Below are 17,246 nucleotides of genomic sequence, written 5' to 3' on the forward strand. Positions count from 1 at the left end.
CACCATCCCATTAGGAACCCTGCGGACGCCCATCGGAGTCCTGATCCCGACCTGTGGAACCCGTCTCACCACGCTGTTCGTTCTGCCGCTCGCCCCACGACGGCTGCCACGACTGGTGCGGGCCGCCCTGGTGCTGCGGGTGGCCGGACGGCGTCGTCGCCGGGGTCCAGCCGGGCGGTGCGCCGTAGTGCGGCGGACCCGCGTGCCTGCCGGGGCCCTGGGGCTCCGGCGGACGGCCGTACGGCGGGGGCTGCTGGCCCTGGCCGTACTGCGGCGGGTTGCCATAGGGAGGCGGTGCGCCGTACGGCGGCGGGGTGCCGTTGGGGACGGCGCCGTTGCCGCTGGGCGGCTCCGGGTTGGTGTGCGGCGGGCCGCCGGGCAGGTCCTGGCCACCGGGCGCCACGGCCACCGGGGTGGGCTCGGGCTCCGGCCAAGGCTCGCCGCGTTCCTTAGCGAGTTCGCGCGGGGTCTTGATCGGCGGCTTGTCCGACGGGGTGCGCTCGCCGAAGTCGTTGAACGCGGTGATCCGGGGGCGCTTCTCGACGTTCAAGAAGATCCGCTCCAGGTCCTTGCGGGTCAACGTCTCCTTCTCGAGCAGCTCGACCACCAGCTCGTCGAGCACGTCGCGGTAGGTGTTGAGCACGTCCCACGCCTCGGTGTGCGCGGCCTCGATGAGCTTGCGCACCTCCTCGTCGATCTCGTGCGCGACCTCGAGCGAGTAGTCCGGCGCGTGGCCCATCGAGCGGCCCAGGAACGGGTCGCCCTGGTCCTGGCCGTACTTGACCGCGCCGAGCCGGGCGCTCATGCCGTACTCGGTCACCATCGCCTTGGCGATCTTGGTGGCCTGCTCGATGTCGCTGGACGCGCCGGTGGTCGGCTCGTGGAAGACCAGCTCCTCGGCGGAGCGGCCACCCAGGGCGAACACCAGGCGGGCGATCATCTCCGAGCGGGTCATGAGCTGCTTGTCGTCCTCGGGGACGACCAGCGCGTGACCACCCGTGCGACCGCGCGGCAGGATCGTGAGCTTGTAGACCGGCTCCAGGTCGGGCATCGCCCACGCGGCGAGCGCGTGGCCACCCTCGTGGTAGGCCGTGATCTTCTTCTCCTTGTCGGAGATGATCCGGCTCTTGCGCGCGGGACCGCCGATGACCCGGTCGACCGACTCCTCCAGCGCGGCGCCGTCGATCATCGACCCGTTCTGGCGGGCGGTGAGCAGGGCGGCCTCGTTGAGGACGTTGGCCAGGTCGGCGCCGGACATGCCGACGGTGCGCTTCGCCAGGCTGTGCAGGTCCGCGTCGGGTGCCATCGGCTTGCCCTTGGAGTGCACCTCCAGGATCCGCTTGCGGCCCATCAGGTCCGGTGCGGACACCGGGATCTGCCGGTCGAAGCGGCCCGGGCGCAGCAGCGCCGGGTCGAGGATGTCGGGCCGGTTCGTCGCCGCGATCAGGATGATCCCGCCGCGTGCGTCGAAGCCGTCCATCTCGACGAGCAGCTGGTTGAGGGTCTGCTCACGCTCGTCGTGACCGCCGCCGAGGCCCGCGCCGCGCTGGCGGCCGACCGCGTCGATCTCGTCGACGAAGATGATGCAGGGGGAGTTCTGCTTGGCCTGCTCGAACAGGTCGCGGACACGCGAGGCGCCGACGCCGACGAACATCTCGACGAAGTCCGAACCGGAGATCGAGTAGAACGGCACCCCGGCCTCACCCGCGACAGCGCGGGCCAACAGGGTCTTACCCGTTCCGGGCGGACCGTAGAGCAGCACGCCCTTGGGGATCTTGGCGCCGAGCGCCTGATACCGCGCGGGATTCTGCAGGAAGTCCTTGATCTCGTAGAGCTCCTCGACCGCCTCGTCGGCGCCCGCCACGTCGGCGAACGTCGTCTTCGGCATGTCCTTGGGCAGTTGCTTGGCCTTGGACTTGCCGAAGTTGAGGACCCGGTTCCCGCCGCCCTGGACGTTGTTCATCATCCACATGAGCAGGAGCAACAGCAGACCCAGCGGGATCAAGAAGATCAGGATCTGGGTCAGGAACGAGTCCTGCGTGACGATCGTCTTGAACTCGGTCCCGGTCTTGCCGATGATCGAGTCGAAGATCTGCGGGGTGGCACCGGCCGGGTACTGGGAGATGATCTTGGTGACCTGCTGCCCATCCTGGTCGATGGGCGTGTTCAGGGTCAGCTTGAGTTGCTGCTCCTTGTCACCCAGCTCGGCGAGCTTGACGTTGCCGCCTTGGATCTGCGCGACGGCCTTCGACGTGGGTACGGACGTGTACCCACGGGTGTCGTCGAACAGCATGCTGAAGGCGAAATAGAGCAGCAACACCGCCAGGATCCAGAGCAGCGGGTTGCGAAGCAGGCGCTTGCGGTCCATGCACTTACGGCCGGCGAGCGGCCTCCACCCTCCCTGACTTGCACGCGAGGGCAATGACGACCATTACCCGACCGGGCGGGGCACTCCGGTCCCACCAGAGTACCGCCCGCTTTGTCCCCCTCACCGAATGAAGCCCGGTGAGGGGTCCATCGTTGTCAACGCCGACTGGGCGCTGTCAGTTCCCAGGTCGGGCTTACGAGGTGTAGACCTTCGGGTCAAGGGTCCCGATGTAGGGCAGGTCGCGGTAGCGCTCGGCGAAGTCCAGGCCGTACCCGACGACGAATTCGTTCGGGATCTCGAAGCCGACGTACTTCACCGGGACGTCAACCTTCACCGCGTCCGGCTTGCGCAGCAGCGTGACGACCTCAAGGGACTTCGGGTTACGCGAAGCGAGGTTCTTGAGCAGCCAGGACAGGGTGAGGCCGGAGTCGATGATGTCCTCGACGATCACCACGTCGCGGCCCGCGATGTCGCGGTCGAGGTCCTTGAGGATGCGGACCACACCGGAGGACGAGGTGGCCGAGCCGTAGGAGCTGACGGCCATGAATTCCAACTGGACCGGCACGGGCAGCGCGCGGGCGAAGTCGGTCATGAACATGACCGCGCCCTTGAGGACTCCCACCAGCACCAGGTCGGTGCCGTTCTCCGGGTAGTCGTCGGCGACCTGCTTGGCCAGCTCCGCGACCTTCTCGCCGATCTGCTGTTCGGTGATCAACACGGAGGCGATGTCGCCGTCGTACACGGTGCCCCTCTCAACGGTCATGCTTGTCGCAAATCAGCCTGCCATGCGCGCGCCTCGCCACCAAGCCGCCCGGCAGGGCGGTCCCGCCCTGGCCTCGCCAGTTTCCGACAAGCTCGTCGGTGGCACGGAGATGCGCGTCGGTCAGTTCGGGTGTGCCCGCGCGGGTCAGCCAGGTGCGCAGGACCCGCCTGCGCAGCGCCGGGGGCGCGGACGTGAGCTCCGCCACTCGCAGGTCGTCGCCGTCCGTGGCGGCTTCGAGGAGGTCCGCGGCAAGGTCGTCTAGGGCGGCGAGGTCCTCACGGAGTTGCGCGGCGGTACGCGCGAGGGCGGCGCTGACACCGCCGTTGAGGACGTCCTCGAGCAGCGGCAGGACTTCGCGGCGGAGGCGGACGCGGGTGAAGCGGGGGTCGAGGTTGTGCGGGTCCTGCCACGGGGTCAGCCCGAGGGCGGCGCACGCGGCCTCGGTGCTCTGGCGGGTGACGTCGAGCAGCGGCCTGCCCCACGGCGGGTCGATGGAGCGCATCCCGGCGATGGAGCGCGGGCCGGAGCCGCGGCCGAGCCCGAGCAGGACGGTCTCCGCCTGGTCGTCACGGGTGTGGCCGAGCAGGACCAGACCGCCGTCGGACCCCGCGCGTAGAGCGGCGTAGCGGGCCCGGCGGGCGGCTGCCTCCAAGCCCCCAGCGCCGGAGACGACGACGGGCAGCACACGCACGTCGTCGAGGCCGAGGTCAGTCAGTTGGTCCGCGGTTCTCTTCGCCGTGTCGGCCGAGGCCTCTTGCAGTCCGTGGTCGACGGTCAGGCCGACGACTCGCAGCCCCATTCGCGACCCGACGTGTTGGGTGGCCGCGGCGAGGGCGAGCGAATCCGCGCCGCCGGAGACGGCCACGCAGACGTGCGACTCGGGGCTTGCTTCGGTGAGCAGCTTGCGGACGGCCAGCCGGACCTCGGCGACCGCGGGGTGGGGCTTACCGGTCACTGGTGCGCCGCAGCCAGGCGTCCGGGTCGGTGATCTCCGAGCGCAGCGGCAGCGTTTCCGGCGAGGTCCACACCTTGTTGAAGCCGTCCATGCCGACCGCGTCGACAATGTGCTTGGTGAATCGCGCGCCCTCGGCGTACTGCTTCATCTTCGCGTCGACGCCGAGGACGCTGCGCAGCACACGGTCAAGGATGCCGCCGCCGCGTCTGCGCACGGTGAAGCGCTGGCGGATGGTGGCGACGCTGGGCACCACGAGCGGCCCGACGGCGTCCATCACGTGGTCGGCGTGGCCTTCGAGCAGGGTCGACAGGGCGATGAGCCGGTCGAAGATCTCGCGCTGCTCAGGCGACTGGAGCAGCTCCATGATCCCCACCGGGTCCGGGCGGGACCGCGCGGCCTTGAGTACCTCGGGCAGCCTGGTGAAGGCGTTGTTCGTGCTGTCGTCGAGCCCGCTGATGAAGGTCGCGACCTGGTCGCGGAAGTAGTCGCGCAGCCAGTCGACCGCGGTGAACTGCAGCCGGTGGGTGCATTCGTGCAGGCAGACCCACATCTGGAAGTCGTCGGACGGCACGTCCAGGGCCCGCTGCGCGGCGACGATGTTGGGCGCGACGAGCAGGAGCCTGCCGCTGCCGCCGCCGAACGGGTCGTACTGGCCGAGGACCCGGCTGCCGAGGTAGGCGAGCACCATGCCCGCCTGCAGGCCCGCGCTGGCCGCGAGGACGCTGCCCGCGACGTTGCCGGACCGCTGCGGCAGGGCGCCCGCGGTGAGCGCCGCGATGCTGTCCACCGCCGCCTCGACCCAGCCGTCGCGGTCGACCACGTCGCCTTCGAGCAGCGGCAGGTCGAGCCCCAGGCCGGTGAGTTCGCGCACGTGCCCCTCGGCCACCGTGGTGATCTCGCGCAGGTGGGCGACTGTCTGCTCGGCCTCATCGCGGCTCACCACCGGGCCCGAGCGCACCAGGCGCTGGGCGGTCGAGACCGCCAGATCCCAGTCGACCGGCGAGACCTCGCCCGTCGACCCGGCCATGTCCGCACTGGTCGCCGCGTTCACACCCGCGACGCTACCCGCTATCGGCACCCGCATTGGCGAAGCGTGGCGGCGAGCACGTCGAGTGCGGGCTGGGCCTGCAGGGTGTTCGAGGCGTTGGTCATCAGGGCGAACACCAGGAGCCTGCCGTCCTTGTCGAGCACCACGCCCGCCAGCGAGTTCACCTGCAGCGCGGGCAGTGTCCCGGTCTTGGCCCGCACCCAGCCCTTGCCCACCGCGGCACCTTCGGTGTAGCGGTTCGCGAGTGTGCCGTTACCGCCCGCCACGGGAAGCCCGCCGAGCATCGGGCGCAGCTTGTCGATTCGCGGGTCGGATCCCTCGGGGGCGGCGGCGACCTTGAGCACCTCGGCGAGCAGGGCCGCGGTGACCTTGTTCTGCCCGGACATCCCGCTCGCGTCGCTAAGGGATACTCCTGTGACATCAAAACCGTTGCTGCGCAGGGTTTCTATGATGGCTTTGGTGCCACCGACGAACGAGGTCTCCTGGTTCGTGGCGCGCGCGACCTCGCGGGCGAGGGTCTCGGCGAGCACGTTGTCGGAACTCTGCAACGCGTTGTCGACCAACTCGACGAAGGGTGCCGACCGCACCTCGCCGAGCACCTTGGCGCCGGGGGCGGCGGTCGCCTGCGCCTTCGCGGGGACGCTGGCGCCGATCCGCTTGGCGAACGCCTCGGCCAGCGTGCGAGCTGGGTTGTCCGACCGCGGTGAGACGGCCTTCGTCGGGTCCGCCCGGGCGCCGTCGATCATGGCGGGGACGATCGGCGAGATGTAGCCTGCCGGGACGTCGACGGGGTCCCAGCTGGGTTCGACGAGGGCGCCGGTGTAGCGGCCGAGGTCGACGTAGACGGTGTCGACGGGTCCGGCCGCCTTGACCTGGGCCACCAGGTCGTCGAGGTGCGCGGCACCAGGGTAGACGGAGTTTTTGCCTTGCGGCAGCGAGGAAAGCGTGGGGTCGCCACCGCCGACGATGATCACCGAACCCGGCTTCTCCCCCGCTACCACGCGAGTCGTCAGCTGCTCGGCGTGCGGCAGCGCGAGCAGCGCGGCGGCCGCGGTGAGCAGCTTGGTGGTCGAGGCGGGAACCATGGCGGTGGTCGGGTTCCGCGCGAAGAGGACCTCACCGGAAGCCGGGTCGATCACCGTGCCGGTGAGCGTGCCCAGGGCGGGATTGCCCGCGGGACCGGCGAGCGCGGCCTGCACGCCGGCGGCGGTGGGCGCCGGGACGTCGGAGCCGGGGCCGCGCAGGGTCGGGCTGAACTGGACGGCGGGCGCGGGCGGGGCGATCTCGACGTCATCCGCGCCGGCCAGGCCGATCTTGGCGGCGAGACCGGGGATGGCGACCACGGCGCCCGCCGCGAGCGCGAGGACCGCGGCGATGACACCGCCGACGAGCAGGCCCTTGTGCTTGCGGGGCTCGGGCCGGTCTTCGGGCTTCGGTTGATCGTCGGCGAGGGTGAAGCCAGGGGCGTCGCGGATCGAGTCGACGTCGGCCGGGTTGACCGGTTCCCGGCGGAGCGAATCGGGACCGGTGCGGGGCCGGACCTGCGCGGGCTCCATCCCGGGGTAGGACCGCGGCCCGCCCCGGCGCGTGGGGTCGTAGGCCTGCGGCCCACGGTTGGGCGCGTGTCCGGGCACCGGGTAGCCGCCGGGGTGGCGTGTCTGGTTGAAGCCCGAATCGTGCGGGTGGCGCTGGTCGGGTTGGCCATCCGGCCGGCTGTCAGACCAGGTGCCCGGTCGGCTGCCGGGCCGGCTGTCCAGTCGGCCATCGGATCGGCTGTCGGTCCAGCTGTCCGGTCGACTGCCGGGCCGGCTCTCCGATCGGCCATCGGGTCGGCGCGGGTCCGGGTGGACCTGATTCGGGCGCGCTATACCGGGGGCGAAACCGGCGTCGCCGGGGCGGGCCTGGTCCCAGCGGGGCGCTTCATCGGGGTGGCGCTGGTCCGGGCGGGCGAGTCCCGAGTCGCCGAGGTGGCGTTCGATGTCCTGGGGCTGCGGCGGATAGGGCCTCCCGAACGAGTCTGTCCGTGGCGTGTCGAGCCCGGCGCCGGGCCGTTCGGAGGCGGGCAGGCGGGACAGGTCGAGGTAGGTGGTGCCCGCTTCGAACGCGGCGTTGTCGGTGGACTGCCAGGTCCGGTCCTCGATCAGGTCCGGGCCGGGGCCGGACCAGGCCGGATCCCGCGGTTCGTGGTCGGGGGTGGTGGCTTGTGGGCGGTCCTCGGTGCGCCAAGCCGGACCCCGTGGCTCACGATCCACGGTGGCGTTCGAGCGGTCCTCGGTGCGCCAGACCGGGGGCGTCTGACCTTGATCGACCTGCTCAGCGGTCGACCACGGCGAATCCTGGATCGCGGCGTGAGAAGCCTCGTCTGCCCGAAGCGTGTCGGCATGTGTGCGGTCCGCGTCGGCGCTCGACCAAGCCGGTGGCTCCGCACTGTCCTCAAAGGAGCGATCTTCGGGGCGCGAAACTGCCGGGTGGTCTTGTTCGGACTCGGAGCGGCGCCAGTCGGTTTGGGGCGGCGTCTCGTCGTCCGGTCGCCGGACCGGTGCGAAATAGGTGGTGCTTTCAGCGGCGGCAACCTGCTCGACCACCGGTTGTTCTTCAACGGAATCGGAGCCCTGCCAACCCGTTTCGAGCGGCTGAGCCTCCTCGGGCCGCCGAACCGGGGCGAAATAGGTAGTGCTTTCGGCGGCCGGAATCTCGACCGGGGAGTCGACGACGCCGTCCGATCGATGCTCGACTGCCGCACGGTCCTCGTCGGAATCGGAATGACGCCAGTCCACTTCAGGCGACTGGACCTCTTCCGACCGACGAACCGGCGCGACAAAAGTCGTGCCCTCCGCGACAGAACCCTGCTCGACCGCCGAGCCACCGGCATCGTCCACGCGCCGCTCAACCGCCGCACGGTCCTCGTCGGAGTCGCCCGCCTCGGGCGGCTCGACCTCTTCCGACCGACGAACCGGCGCGACAAAGGTCGCGCCTTCGGCAGCGGGACCCTGCTCGACCGCGGAGTCGCCCACTTCGTCCAAGCGATGCTCGACTGCCGGGCGGTCATCGTCGGAGTCCGAACGATGCCAATCCGCCTCGGGCGACTCATGAACCGGTGCGACAAGGGTCGCGCCATCCGCCCCGGACACCGGCTCATCGAGCGTGGAGCCCGCCGGGTCATCCGGATGGCCGTCGGCTGCCGGGCGGTCGCCGTCGGACTCGCCGCCCCCTTCCGGCGCGGAGACCGGCGCGACAGACGTCGAGTCAGCGATGTCATCGGGATGGTGCTCGGCTGCCGGGCGGTCATCGTCGGAGCCGTCCGCCTCGGGCGGCTGGACCTCTTCCGGGCGGCCGACTGGTGCGAGATACGTCGCGCCTTCGGTGGCGGGGCTCGGCTCGACCACGGGCGCGGCGCGTTCGGCTGCCGGGCGGTCCGTCTGGGGGGACTGGGCCTCTTCGAGTTCCGGCCGGCGGACCGGGTCGGAAGAGGAGGTGGTGTCTTCAGCGTCGGGATTCGACTCGGCGTGCGTGCGGTCGGCGGGGTCGTCCGGTTCCGCCGCAACGCTTTCGGTGGCGGGAGCCTGCTCGGTCTGCGGTCGCTGAACCGGCCTGAAGTAGGTCGTGCTTTCTGCCACTCCGGCGTCAGCGGTGCCGCGATCCGGCCGATCATCGGCTACCTCGCTCGCGGACCCGGCGGCATCCTCCGACCGCGACGCGGTGGTGTCCGGGCCAGTGGGGCGGGCGGGCTGGCGGGGCGGCTGGACGGGTCGGGCGGGAGGCTGGGGCAGCGACGGCCGGGCGATGAGCTGAGTCGTCTCGGCCGTGTTCGCCGTGGCCTGCGGGGCGGGTTGGCGCGGCGGGCGCTTGGGCGTGGTCGGCCGGGGCAGCGGGGCGCGGCCGACGGTCGGCGGCGGAACCGGCAGCGGGGGCACGGTCGGCTTGCGGGTGGGAATGGTCTTGCCCTCGGGAACCTGAAGCCGAGAGGTCTCGGCGGCCGGTCCCGAATCCGCGCCGGGGTCGCCCGTGGGCTCCTCGACTGCCGAACTGTCGTGGCCCGCCACCTCGGGCGTGGGATCGACGTCGGGCTCGTCGGTCGCCGATTGCTCAGGCTCATCGCCGCCTGCGTCGGGGCCCGGCGCTTCGATCCCGGGGCCGTCATCCGGCGACTCATCATCCGCCCGGTCGGATTCTTCTTCGACGACCGCCGTCTCACTGACAACCGCAGGCTCGTCGACCACCGAGGACTCGCCAACAGCCGACGTTTCATCTACGACCGACGCCTGGTCAACAACCGGCGCCTCATCAACCGGCGCCTCGTCTACAACCGGCAGCACGTCGACAACCGGCGCCTCACCAACAACCGAGAGCTCGTCAATTACCGGGGGGTCGTCGACGACCGGCGGCTTCTCGACTGAGACGGGCCCGCCGTCAGCCGAAGCCTGTCCGCCAACCTCTCGCTCGTCCTCACCCTGCGGCTGATCGACAAAGGGGGCCTGCTCGCCGGCACTCGCTTCGTCGGCGACTGCCGACTCGACACCAGCCTGCGGCTCGTCCGTCCCGACCAGCTCATCAACCGACGCCTGCTCGCCAACCTCTGTCTCGTCCGGAACCTGTGGATCATCGGCGACCGGGGCAGGGACATCGACCGAAGCCTGCTCGCCAACCAGCGCGTCGTCGGCGACCCGCGGCTCGTCGACCGGCGTCTCCTCGTCGACGAGTGCTGCCTCGGCAGCGGGCTCGTCGACAACCGGGGCCTCCTCACCGACAGGTGTTTCGTCGGCTACCGGCGACTCGGAGGCAACTGCCTGCTCCTCATCGACCGAGGACTCATCGACCGGCGCCTTGGGGTCCAGGTCAGGCTCGTCCTCCGACGGACGGTCGCTCGATTGATCAACAGTCTCGGACGCCGCCGCGTCAGGCTCGACAACCTCCGCGGGCTCGGATGGCGCGGGCTCGGATTCGGCGGGCGCTTCCTCGTCGACTCCCCGATCGGCCACAGCCCCGGGCTCGGCGGACGCCACATCAGAGACCGAAACCTCCGGGTCCACCACCGGGAACCCGTGGTCGTCCGCAAGGGCCGGAACCGGGTCCGGGTCGACCGACGGGAAGCCCTCGACGCCGTCCGCCGTGGGCCACGCGGCCTCCGTGGGCGGCTCGGGCTCACCCACAGCGACCGAATCGGCTGTCGGCCAGGCGAAATTTTCCGCGGATTCACTCGGCTGGGTGGTTGTCGCTGGGGGAGTTCCGGGGGTCTTTTCGACGTGGGTCTCATCACGTAACGGCGCGTGGTCGGCGGACTTCGACGCGGCGGGAACCTCGTCGTCGTCGAGGGACGGCCACAGTTCGTCTTCGCCCGCAGGCCAGGCGGGGACGGCGGAATCGGCGAGATCCGGACGTTCCTGCTGGTCAGAGCCCTGCGTTTGAGATGTGCGTCGGTTCGGTTGAGCCGACTGGCCGTGCTCGGGCACCCGCGTTCCTCCCCTACCCCCCGCTGAATCTCACACCCCGATGGACCCAGTTCGGTTCGGGCCATCGGGACGCCGTGGTCCACACTAGTGGCGTAACGAGGACAGCCGAGACGATTGAGGGACGGCGTGGAGTTCGACGTCACCATCGAGATCCCCAAGGGAAATCGAAACAAGTACGAGATGGACCATGAGTCGGGGCGCATCAAGCTCGACCGCACCCTGTTCACCGCCACGCAGTACCCGGCCGACTACGGCTTCGTGGACAACACCCTCGGTGAGGACGGTGACCCCCTGGACGCGTTGGTCCTGGTGCAGGAGCCGACCTTCCCCGGCTGCCTCATCCGCGCCCGCGCGATCGGCATGTTCCGCATGACCGACGAGAAGGGTGGCGACGACAAGGTCCTGTGCGTCCCGGCGCACGACCCGCGGACCGAGCACCTGCGCGACATCCACCACCTGGCGGAGTACCACCGCCTGGAGATCCAGCACTTCTTCGAGGTCTACAAGGACCTTGAGCCCGGCAAGAGCGTCGAAGGCGCGAGCTGGGTCGGCCGCACCGAGGCCGAGGCTGAGATCCACCGGTCGTACAAGCGACTCAAGGACGAAGGCGGCCTTCCGCACTGATCCACCCCGAGAGGCCCCGCACGGCAGCGCCGCGCGGGGCCTCTCGCTGTCACAGCCGCTACACCGCCGACACCCAGGAACCGGGCCGACCATGGGTGCCATGGACGACCGCGGACTCGCCTTCGACCTGGCCACCCTCGGCAGACGCCGGATGCTCACCCTGCTCGGTGGCGCGGGGCTGGTCCTTGTCGGCTGCGCCACGACAACGAACAACCAGCCCACCACGAGCACGAGCACCAAAGCGGCCGAGTGTGCCGAGACGATCCCCGAGGAGACCGCCGGTCCTTATCCGGGCGACGGTTCCAACGGCCCGAACGTGCTCACCGAGAGCGGGATCGTCCGAAGCGACATCCGCTCCAGCTTCGGCTCCTCGACCACCACCGCCGCCGGCGTCCCGCTGACCATCGAGCTGACCGTCTGCGACACGGTCTACGCCACGGACGGCTACGCGCAGAGCGTCCGGAACATGCAGCGGTCGTCGCTGGAGTCCGACATGGTCTTCCGCGACGACCACGACACCCAGCTGGCGACCGCGACCGGCGATGTCGACAGCGGCTTCACCGCCACCCTCACCATCGCCATATGAAGAGGCCCCCGGCGGCGAGCTTGGGTTCTAGGGATCGTCGCAACACCTGACTTGTTCAGGGGTTGCAGTGTTCGAGATCCGCGAGAACCGGTCGTCTCAGGGCCGGAAGAAGTTGTCCGCCGAGCGCCAGCACTATCTTGATCTTGTGGCGCGAGGTGTGGGAACAGCTCAGGCGTGTCGGATCGTCGGGATCAACCGCAGGACCGGTCACCGGTGGCGGCATGGTCGTGCAAGTCAGGCCGGGCGGAAGGCAGATCCATTGCCTCCCGCCCGGCCTGCGCCGTTGACCGACCGATTTCTGTCGGTCGAGGAACGGATCGTGATCGCCGACCTGTGGCGCGCGGGCCGGTCGCGGCGGTCGATCGCGGCCGAGCTGGGCCGCAGCCCGTCGACGATCAGCCGGGAGATCACGCGAAACGCTCACCCCGAGTCGGGGGACTACCGGCCGCACAGCGCCCAGGATCGTGCCGAGGCCCGCCGTCCCCGGCCGAAGATCGGCAAGATCGCCGCCTGCCCCGAGCTGCGCGAGCACGTCCAGGGCATGCTCGATGACAAGTGCAGTCCAGAGCAGATCAGCCGCCGGCTGCGCCGCGATCATCCCGACCGGCCGGAGCTGCACGTGACCCACGAGACGATCTACCAGGCCCTCTACGTCCAGGCTCGCGGCGAGCTGCGCCGCGAGGTCGCCCAGGCGCTGCGCACCGGCCGTACCGTGCGTAAACCCCGCCGCATCACCGCTCAGCGCCAACCGCGGTTCACCCATCCCATGGTGATGATCAGCGATCGACCCGCCGAGATAGAGGACCGCGCCGTCCCCGGCCACTGGGAGGGCGACCTCATCATCGGTGGCGACCAGCAATCCGCGATCGGCACCCTGGTGGAGCGCAGCACCCGCTACGTCCTGCTCGTACATCTGGGCCGCTCCCGCACCGCTGAGCACGTCCGCGACGCCCTGATCACCACCATCGCGAAGCTGCCCGGCCACCTGAAGCGTTCACTGACCTGGGACCAGGGCTCGGAAATGGGCCGCCACCACGAGTTCAGCACCGCCACCGACATGCCGGTCTACTTCTGCGACCCACACTCACCCTGGCAACGCGGCTCGAACGAGAACACCAACGGCCTGCTGCGCCAGTACTTCCCCAAGGGCTCCGACCTCGCGGTCCACACGCCCGACGACCTGGCCGCGGTCGCTGCCCAGCTCAACCGCCGCCCACGCAAAACGCTCGGCTGGGACACCCCAGCCGAGCGTTTGGCTAAACTCCTGACCGAAGCCAGTTGATCACTTGTGTTGCAACGACCCCTGGAATTCGCCGAGCCGGGGGCCTCTTCGAACAGAGCGGTCAGTGCACCGCGACCGGCGCGGGAGCGTCCTCCTCGGCGATCCGCTGCAGACCGGACTTGGTCGACAGCGGCGTCTCCTTGAGGAACCAGATCAGCGCGAACGCGGCCAGCACCACAACCCCGCCGACCAGGAACACCGTGTCCAGCGAGCTGGAGAACCCGGTCAGGATCGGCCGGGCGAGCGTCGGGTCGAGGGTGGTGAGGAACGACGTGTTGTTCAGGTCGATCCCGCCCTGCAGCGACGCCGCGAACTGCGGGTTCTGCGTGAGCGCCTCGGTGAACGCCGGGTCGGTGCGCACCGAGCCGAAGGCGTCGGAGATCCGGTCGCCGACCACGGTGAACAGGATCGACAGGAACACCGCGGTGCCGACGGTGCCGCCGATGGACCGGAAGAACGTCGCCGTCGAGGTGGCCACGCCGATGTCACGCGGGTCGACGTCGTTCTGGATGGCCAGGATCAGCGGCTGCATGCACAGGCCGAGGCCCGCGCCCGCCAGCACCATGATCAGCATGGTCGCCCACAGCGGGGTGTCGACGCCGATCTGCGCGAACAGGAACAGCGACGCGGCGGTCAGGCCGAGTCCGACGATCGGGTAGATCCGGTACCGGCCAGTCCGGCTGATCATCCGACCGCTGATGATCGCGGCCGCGAGGATGCCGAAGGTCAGCGGCAGCGTCATCAGACCCGACTCGGTCGGCGACGCGCCCTTGACGATCTGCAGGTACAGCGGCAGCGACATCAGCATGCCGAACATGCCGACACCCATGACGAAGTTGACCGCGTTGATCAGCGAGAACTGCCTGCCGAACAGCCGCAGCGGCAGCAGGGCCGCGTCGCCCATCCGGCGCTCGTTGAACCAGAACGCGACGAGCCCGACCGCGCCGATGCCGTACATGGCGAGGGCGGGCCCGGAGGCCCAACCCCACTGGCGGCCCTGCTCGGCGATGATCAGCAGCGGCACCAGGCCGACGGTCAGCAGGATTGCGCCGAGGTAGTCGACCTTCTGCGGAACCGGCTTGTGCGGCACGTTCAGGTGGCGGGCCACGACGGCCAGCGCGACCAGGGCGATCGGCACGTTGAGCAGGAACACCCAGCGCCAGCCCTCGATGCCGGCGAAGGTGCTCAGCCCGGCGAAGAACCCGCCGACGACCGGTCCGGCCACACTGGACAGTCCCCACACGGCCATGAAGTAGCTCTGGTACTTGCTGCGCTCCCGGGGAGCCACCATGTCGGCGATGATCGCCAGCGCCAGCGACATCAGGCCGCCCGCGCCGAGTCCCTGCACCGCGCGGTAGGCGGCGAGTTCGTACATGGAGCCCGCGATGCCGGAGAGCACCGAGCCGAGCAGGAAGAACGAGATCGCCGTCAGGTACATCGGCTTGCGGCCGAAGATGTCGGACAGCTTCCCGTAGAGCGGGGTCGAGATGGTGGCCGTGATCAGGTAGGCGGTGGTCGCCCACGCCTGGATCGTCTGGCCGTGCAGCTGGTCGGCGATGGTCTTCATGGCCGAGGCCATGATCGTCTGGTCCAGCGCGGCGAGCAGCATGCCGAGCATGAGGCCGGACAGAACCGTGAGGATCTGCCGGTGGGTCAGTTGCCCTGGCCCGGCGTCCGAGGTCGTCGGTGCGGTCATTGGTTCCCCCCTTCGGAACGCACCGGTTGGGCGCATTCGCTGATCAGAGTCGGTAGGTAGTCGTCGTGGTCGCTGAGGAAGCGCTCGAACAGCTCGATGAACTGGTCGAGGTCAGCGGGTTCCCAGTGGCGGACCATCCGGGCCAGGGACACGGCGAACCGTGCCCGGTTGGCTTCCAGGAGGGCGAGGCCTTCGGGGGTGGCGGCGAGCAGGCTGGCGCGGCCGTCTTCGGGGTCCGCGCGGCGTTCGACAAGGCCGTCCTTGACCAGGGTGGCGACTTGTCGGCTCACCGTCGACGGGTCGGAGTGGATCGCCCCCGCGAGCACACTCGACCGGCATGGGCCCAACATGACCAGCGTCTTCAGGACGATGATCGCGGAGCGGTCGACGCCCGCCTTGCTCATCCGCGCCGAGACCGTGGCCTGCTGTTTGCCGAACGCGAAGAGCACGCTCGCCAGCCGTTGGCCGTTGTCCAGATCGCGGTCAGTGAGCGGCGCTGTCTCGACTTCCGACGCGGCCATGACTGCTCCTACTTGCTTGCATCATCCAATTAGTTGGTCGATACAAGCATGCACTTTTCAGTTGGTGCATGCAACTTGTTTTTCGTGTGACGCCGCTCGCGTCAGACCCAGCCCGGCATCGGGTAGCCGGCGAGCAGTTCGCGCACCTCAGCGGCCACGGCGTCGATCTCGGCCTCGTCGCTCGCGCCGACCGCGCGGTCGATCCACGCCGCCAGCTGCGGCATCTGCTCGACGCCCAAGCCGCGGGTGGTGATCGCGGCGGTGCCGAGCCGGATGCCGGACGGGTCGAAGGGCTTGCGCGGGTCGAAAGGCACGGAGTTGTAGTTCAGCTCGATGCCCGCGCGGTCCAGCGCCTGCGCGGCGGGCTTGCCCGCGACGCCCTTGCTGGTCAGGTCGACCAGGATCAGGTGGTTGTCGGTGCCGCCGGACACCAGCTCGAAGCCGCGCTCGGTCAAGGCGTCGGCGAGCGCCTTGGCGTTGGCGACGATCCCGGCCGCGTAGTCGCGGAAGTCGGGCCGGGCGGCCTCGGCGAGCGCCACGGCGATGGCGGCGGTCGTGTGGTTGTGCGGCCCGCCTTGCAGGCCGGGGAAGACGGCTTTGTCCAGGGCCTTCGCGTGGGCGGCGTCGGACATCAGCATCGCGCCGCGCGGTCCGCGCAGGGTCTTGTGCGTGGTGGTCGAGATGATCTGCGCGTGGCCCACCGGTGAGGGGTGCGCGCCGCCCGCGACCAGGCCGGCGATGTGCGCGATGTCGGCGACGAGCACGGCGTCGACCTCGCGGGCGATCTCGGCGAACGCCGGGAAGTCGATCGTGCGCGGGATCGCGGTGCCGCCGCAGAAAATCAGCTTGGGCCGCTCGGCCAGCGCGAGCTCACGCACCTCGTCCATGTCGACGCGGCCGGTGTCCTTGCGCACGCCGTACTGCACCGCGCGGAACCACTTGCCGGTGGCGGAGACGCTCCAGCCGTGGGTCAGGTGCCCGCCCGCGGGCAGCGCCATGCCCATGACGGTGTCGCCGGGGTTGGCCAGGGCGAGGTAGACGGCGAGGTTCGCGGGCGAGCCGGAATACGGCTGCACGTTGGCGTGCTCGACGCCGAAGACGTCCTTGGCCCGCTGGATCGCCAGCTTCTCGACCTGGTCGATGTACTGCTGGCCCTCGTAGTAGCGCTTGCCCGCGTAGCCCTCGGAGTACTTGTTCGTCAGCACCGATCCGGTGGCCTGGAGCACCGCGGTGGAGACGTAGTTCTCCGAGGCGATGAGCCGGATCTTCTCGAACTGCCTGCGGGCCTCGCCTTCGACCAGCTCGGCGATGGCGGGATCGGACGCGGCGAGGTGCGACAGCGCGGGCTCATGCATGCCCTGATTCTATCGCGGTGGCCAACCCAAGTTACCGGCGAGTAATGTGCGGTCCATGAGCACTGACTACAGCTGGGTCGCCGACGCGATGAAGAAGACCGTCCCCTGGGTCACCACGGCGGGCGTGGAGTTCACCGAGGTCGCCGCCGACCGGGTGGTGTGCGAGCTGGCCGATGCCGAGAACCAGCGCAACCACGTGGGCGGACCGCACGCGGCGGTGATGTTCGGGCTCGCCGAAACCGCGTCCGGCGCGGTCGGATTGGCGTCGTTCTCCGAGCAGATGGGTCGCGCGACCCCGCTCGTCGTCAGCTCCGAGATCCGCTACAAGAAGCTCGCGCGCGGCAACCTCACGGCGGAAGCCGTGCTGACCAGGCCCGCCGCCGACGTGATCGCCGAACTCGACGCCGGACAACGCCCCGAGTTCGCCGTCGACTGCACCATCCGCAACGCCGAGGGCGTGACCACCGCCGAGATGACCGTCCTCTGGACCCTAAAGCCCACCAAGACCTGAGGTCGCGGCGACGATTCGGGGTCCCCTGGATTCGGCGCCCACCGCGACAATCACCACATCACCGCCAGCCCCGCGCCGAATCCAGGG

Annotated in this window: 12 protein-coding genes; 4 read left to right on the top strand and 8 right to left on the bottom strand. The window is 69.8% G+C overall.

Translation table 11 applies throughout. From position 1 onward, the window contains the following. Positions 1-10: 10 nt before the first annotated feature. The 5 genes from ftsH to dacB form a co-directional block, all read right to left on the bottom strand. A complete protein-coding gene (ftsH, locus tag ACUZ2Y_RS17820) occupies positions 11-2,368 on the bottom strand; it encodes an ATP-dependent zinc metalloprotease FtsH (RefSeq protein ID WP_476320258.1) in 2,358 nt (785 codons plus the stop codon). Positions 2,369-2,561: 193 nt separating this feature from the next. Continuing rightward, positions 2,562-3,110 carry a hypoxanthine phosphoribosyltransferase gene (gene hpt, locus ACUZ2Y_RS17825; RefSeq protein WP_187219781.1) on the bottom strand — a complete coding sequence of 183 codons (549 nt, stop codon included), beginning with the start codon at positions 3,108-3,110 and terminating at the stop codon, positions 2,562-2,564. Positions 3,111-3,120: 10 nt separating this feature from the next. Beyond that, the gene (gene tilS, locus ACUZ2Y_RS17830) at positions 3,121-4,086 is read right to left on the bottom strand and encodes a tRNA lysidine(34) synthetase TilS (protein ID WP_476320260.1); all 966 of its coding nucleotides are present in this window, start codon (positions 4,084-4,086) and stop codon (positions 3,121-3,123) included. Next, positions 4,076-5,113: a zinc-dependent metalloprotease gene (locus tag ACUZ2Y_RS17835; protein WP_476331904.1), complete on the bottom strand. Its 1,038-nt coding sequence runs from the start codon at positions 5,111-5,113 to the stop codon at positions 4,076-4,078. The genes tilS and ACUZ2Y_RS17835 overlap by 11 nt, the downstream gene beginning before the upstream one ends. Positions 5,114-5,154: 41 nt before the next feature. Then, positions 5,155-10,284: a D-alanyl-D-alanine carboxypeptidase/D-alanyl-D-alanine endopeptidase gene (gene dacB / locus ACUZ2Y_RS17840; RefSeq protein ID WP_476320262.1), complete on the bottom strand. Its 5,130-nt coding sequence runs from the start codon at positions 10,282-10,284 to the stop codon at positions 5,155-5,157. A gap of 426 nt (positions 10,285-10,710) precedes the next feature. Here dacB and ACUZ2Y_RS17845 point away from each other — a divergent pair, with 426 nt between their 5' ends. The 3 genes from ACUZ2Y_RS17845 to ACUZ2Y_RS17855 all read left to right on the top strand — a co-directional run bounded on the left by ACUZ2Y_RS17845 (position 10,711) and on the right by ACUZ2Y_RS17855 (position 13,076). Continuing rightward, positions 10,711-11,208, top strand: coding sequence for an inorganic diphosphatase (locus ACUZ2Y_RS17845; RefSeq protein WP_091379924.1), 498 nt, complete (start codon positions 10,711-10,713; stop codon positions 11,206-11,208). Positions 11,209-11,308: 100 nt separating this feature from the next. Further along, entirely contained in the window at positions 11,309-11,794 is a 486-nt protein-coding gene (locus tag ACUZ2Y_RS17850; RefSeq protein WP_476320264.1) for a peptidase associated/transthyretin-like domain-containing protein, read from the top strand. 67 nt (positions 11,795-11,861) lie between these two features. After that, positions 11,862-13,076, top strand: a complete 1,215-nt coding sequence (locus ACUZ2Y_RS17855; protein ID WP_476320266.1) for an IS30 family transposase — start codon at positions 11,862-11,864, stop codon at positions 13,074-13,076. 61 nt (positions 13,077-13,137) lie between these two features. Here the strand turns inward: ACUZ2Y_RS17855 and ACUZ2Y_RS17860 are convergent, their stop codons facing one another. From ACUZ2Y_RS17860 to glyA, 3 genes are all read right to left on the bottom strand, one after another. Then, a complete protein-coding gene (locus ACUZ2Y_RS17860; protein ID WP_476320269.1) occupies positions 13,138-14,772 on the bottom strand; it encodes an MDR family MFS transporter in 1,635 nt (544 codons plus the stop codon). Continuing rightward, positions 14,769-15,293: a MarR family winged helix-turn-helix transcriptional regulator gene (locus tag ACUZ2Y_RS17865; protein ID WP_476320271.1), complete on the bottom strand. Its 525-nt coding sequence runs from the start codon at positions 15,291-15,293 to the stop codon at positions 14,769-14,771. The genes ACUZ2Y_RS17860 and ACUZ2Y_RS17865 overlap by 4 nt, the downstream gene beginning before the upstream one ends. 101 nt (positions 15,294-15,394) lie before the next feature. Beyond that, entirely contained in the window at positions 15,395-16,648 is a 1,254-nt protein-coding gene (gene glyA / locus ACUZ2Y_RS17870) for a serine hydroxymethyltransferase (protein ID WP_476320273.1), read from the bottom strand. 55 nt (positions 16,649-16,703) lie between these two features. Between glyA and ACUZ2Y_RS17875 the strand changes: the two genes are divergently transcribed. Next, positions 16,704-17,159: a DUF4442 domain-containing protein gene (locus ACUZ2Y_RS17875; RefSeq protein WP_476320274.1), complete on the top strand. Its 456-nt coding sequence runs from the start codon at positions 16,704-16,706 to the stop codon at positions 17,157-17,159. Positions 17,160-17,246 lie beyond the last annotated feature (87 nt).

This window comes from Actinokineospora sp. UV203, from assembly GCF_056323665.1.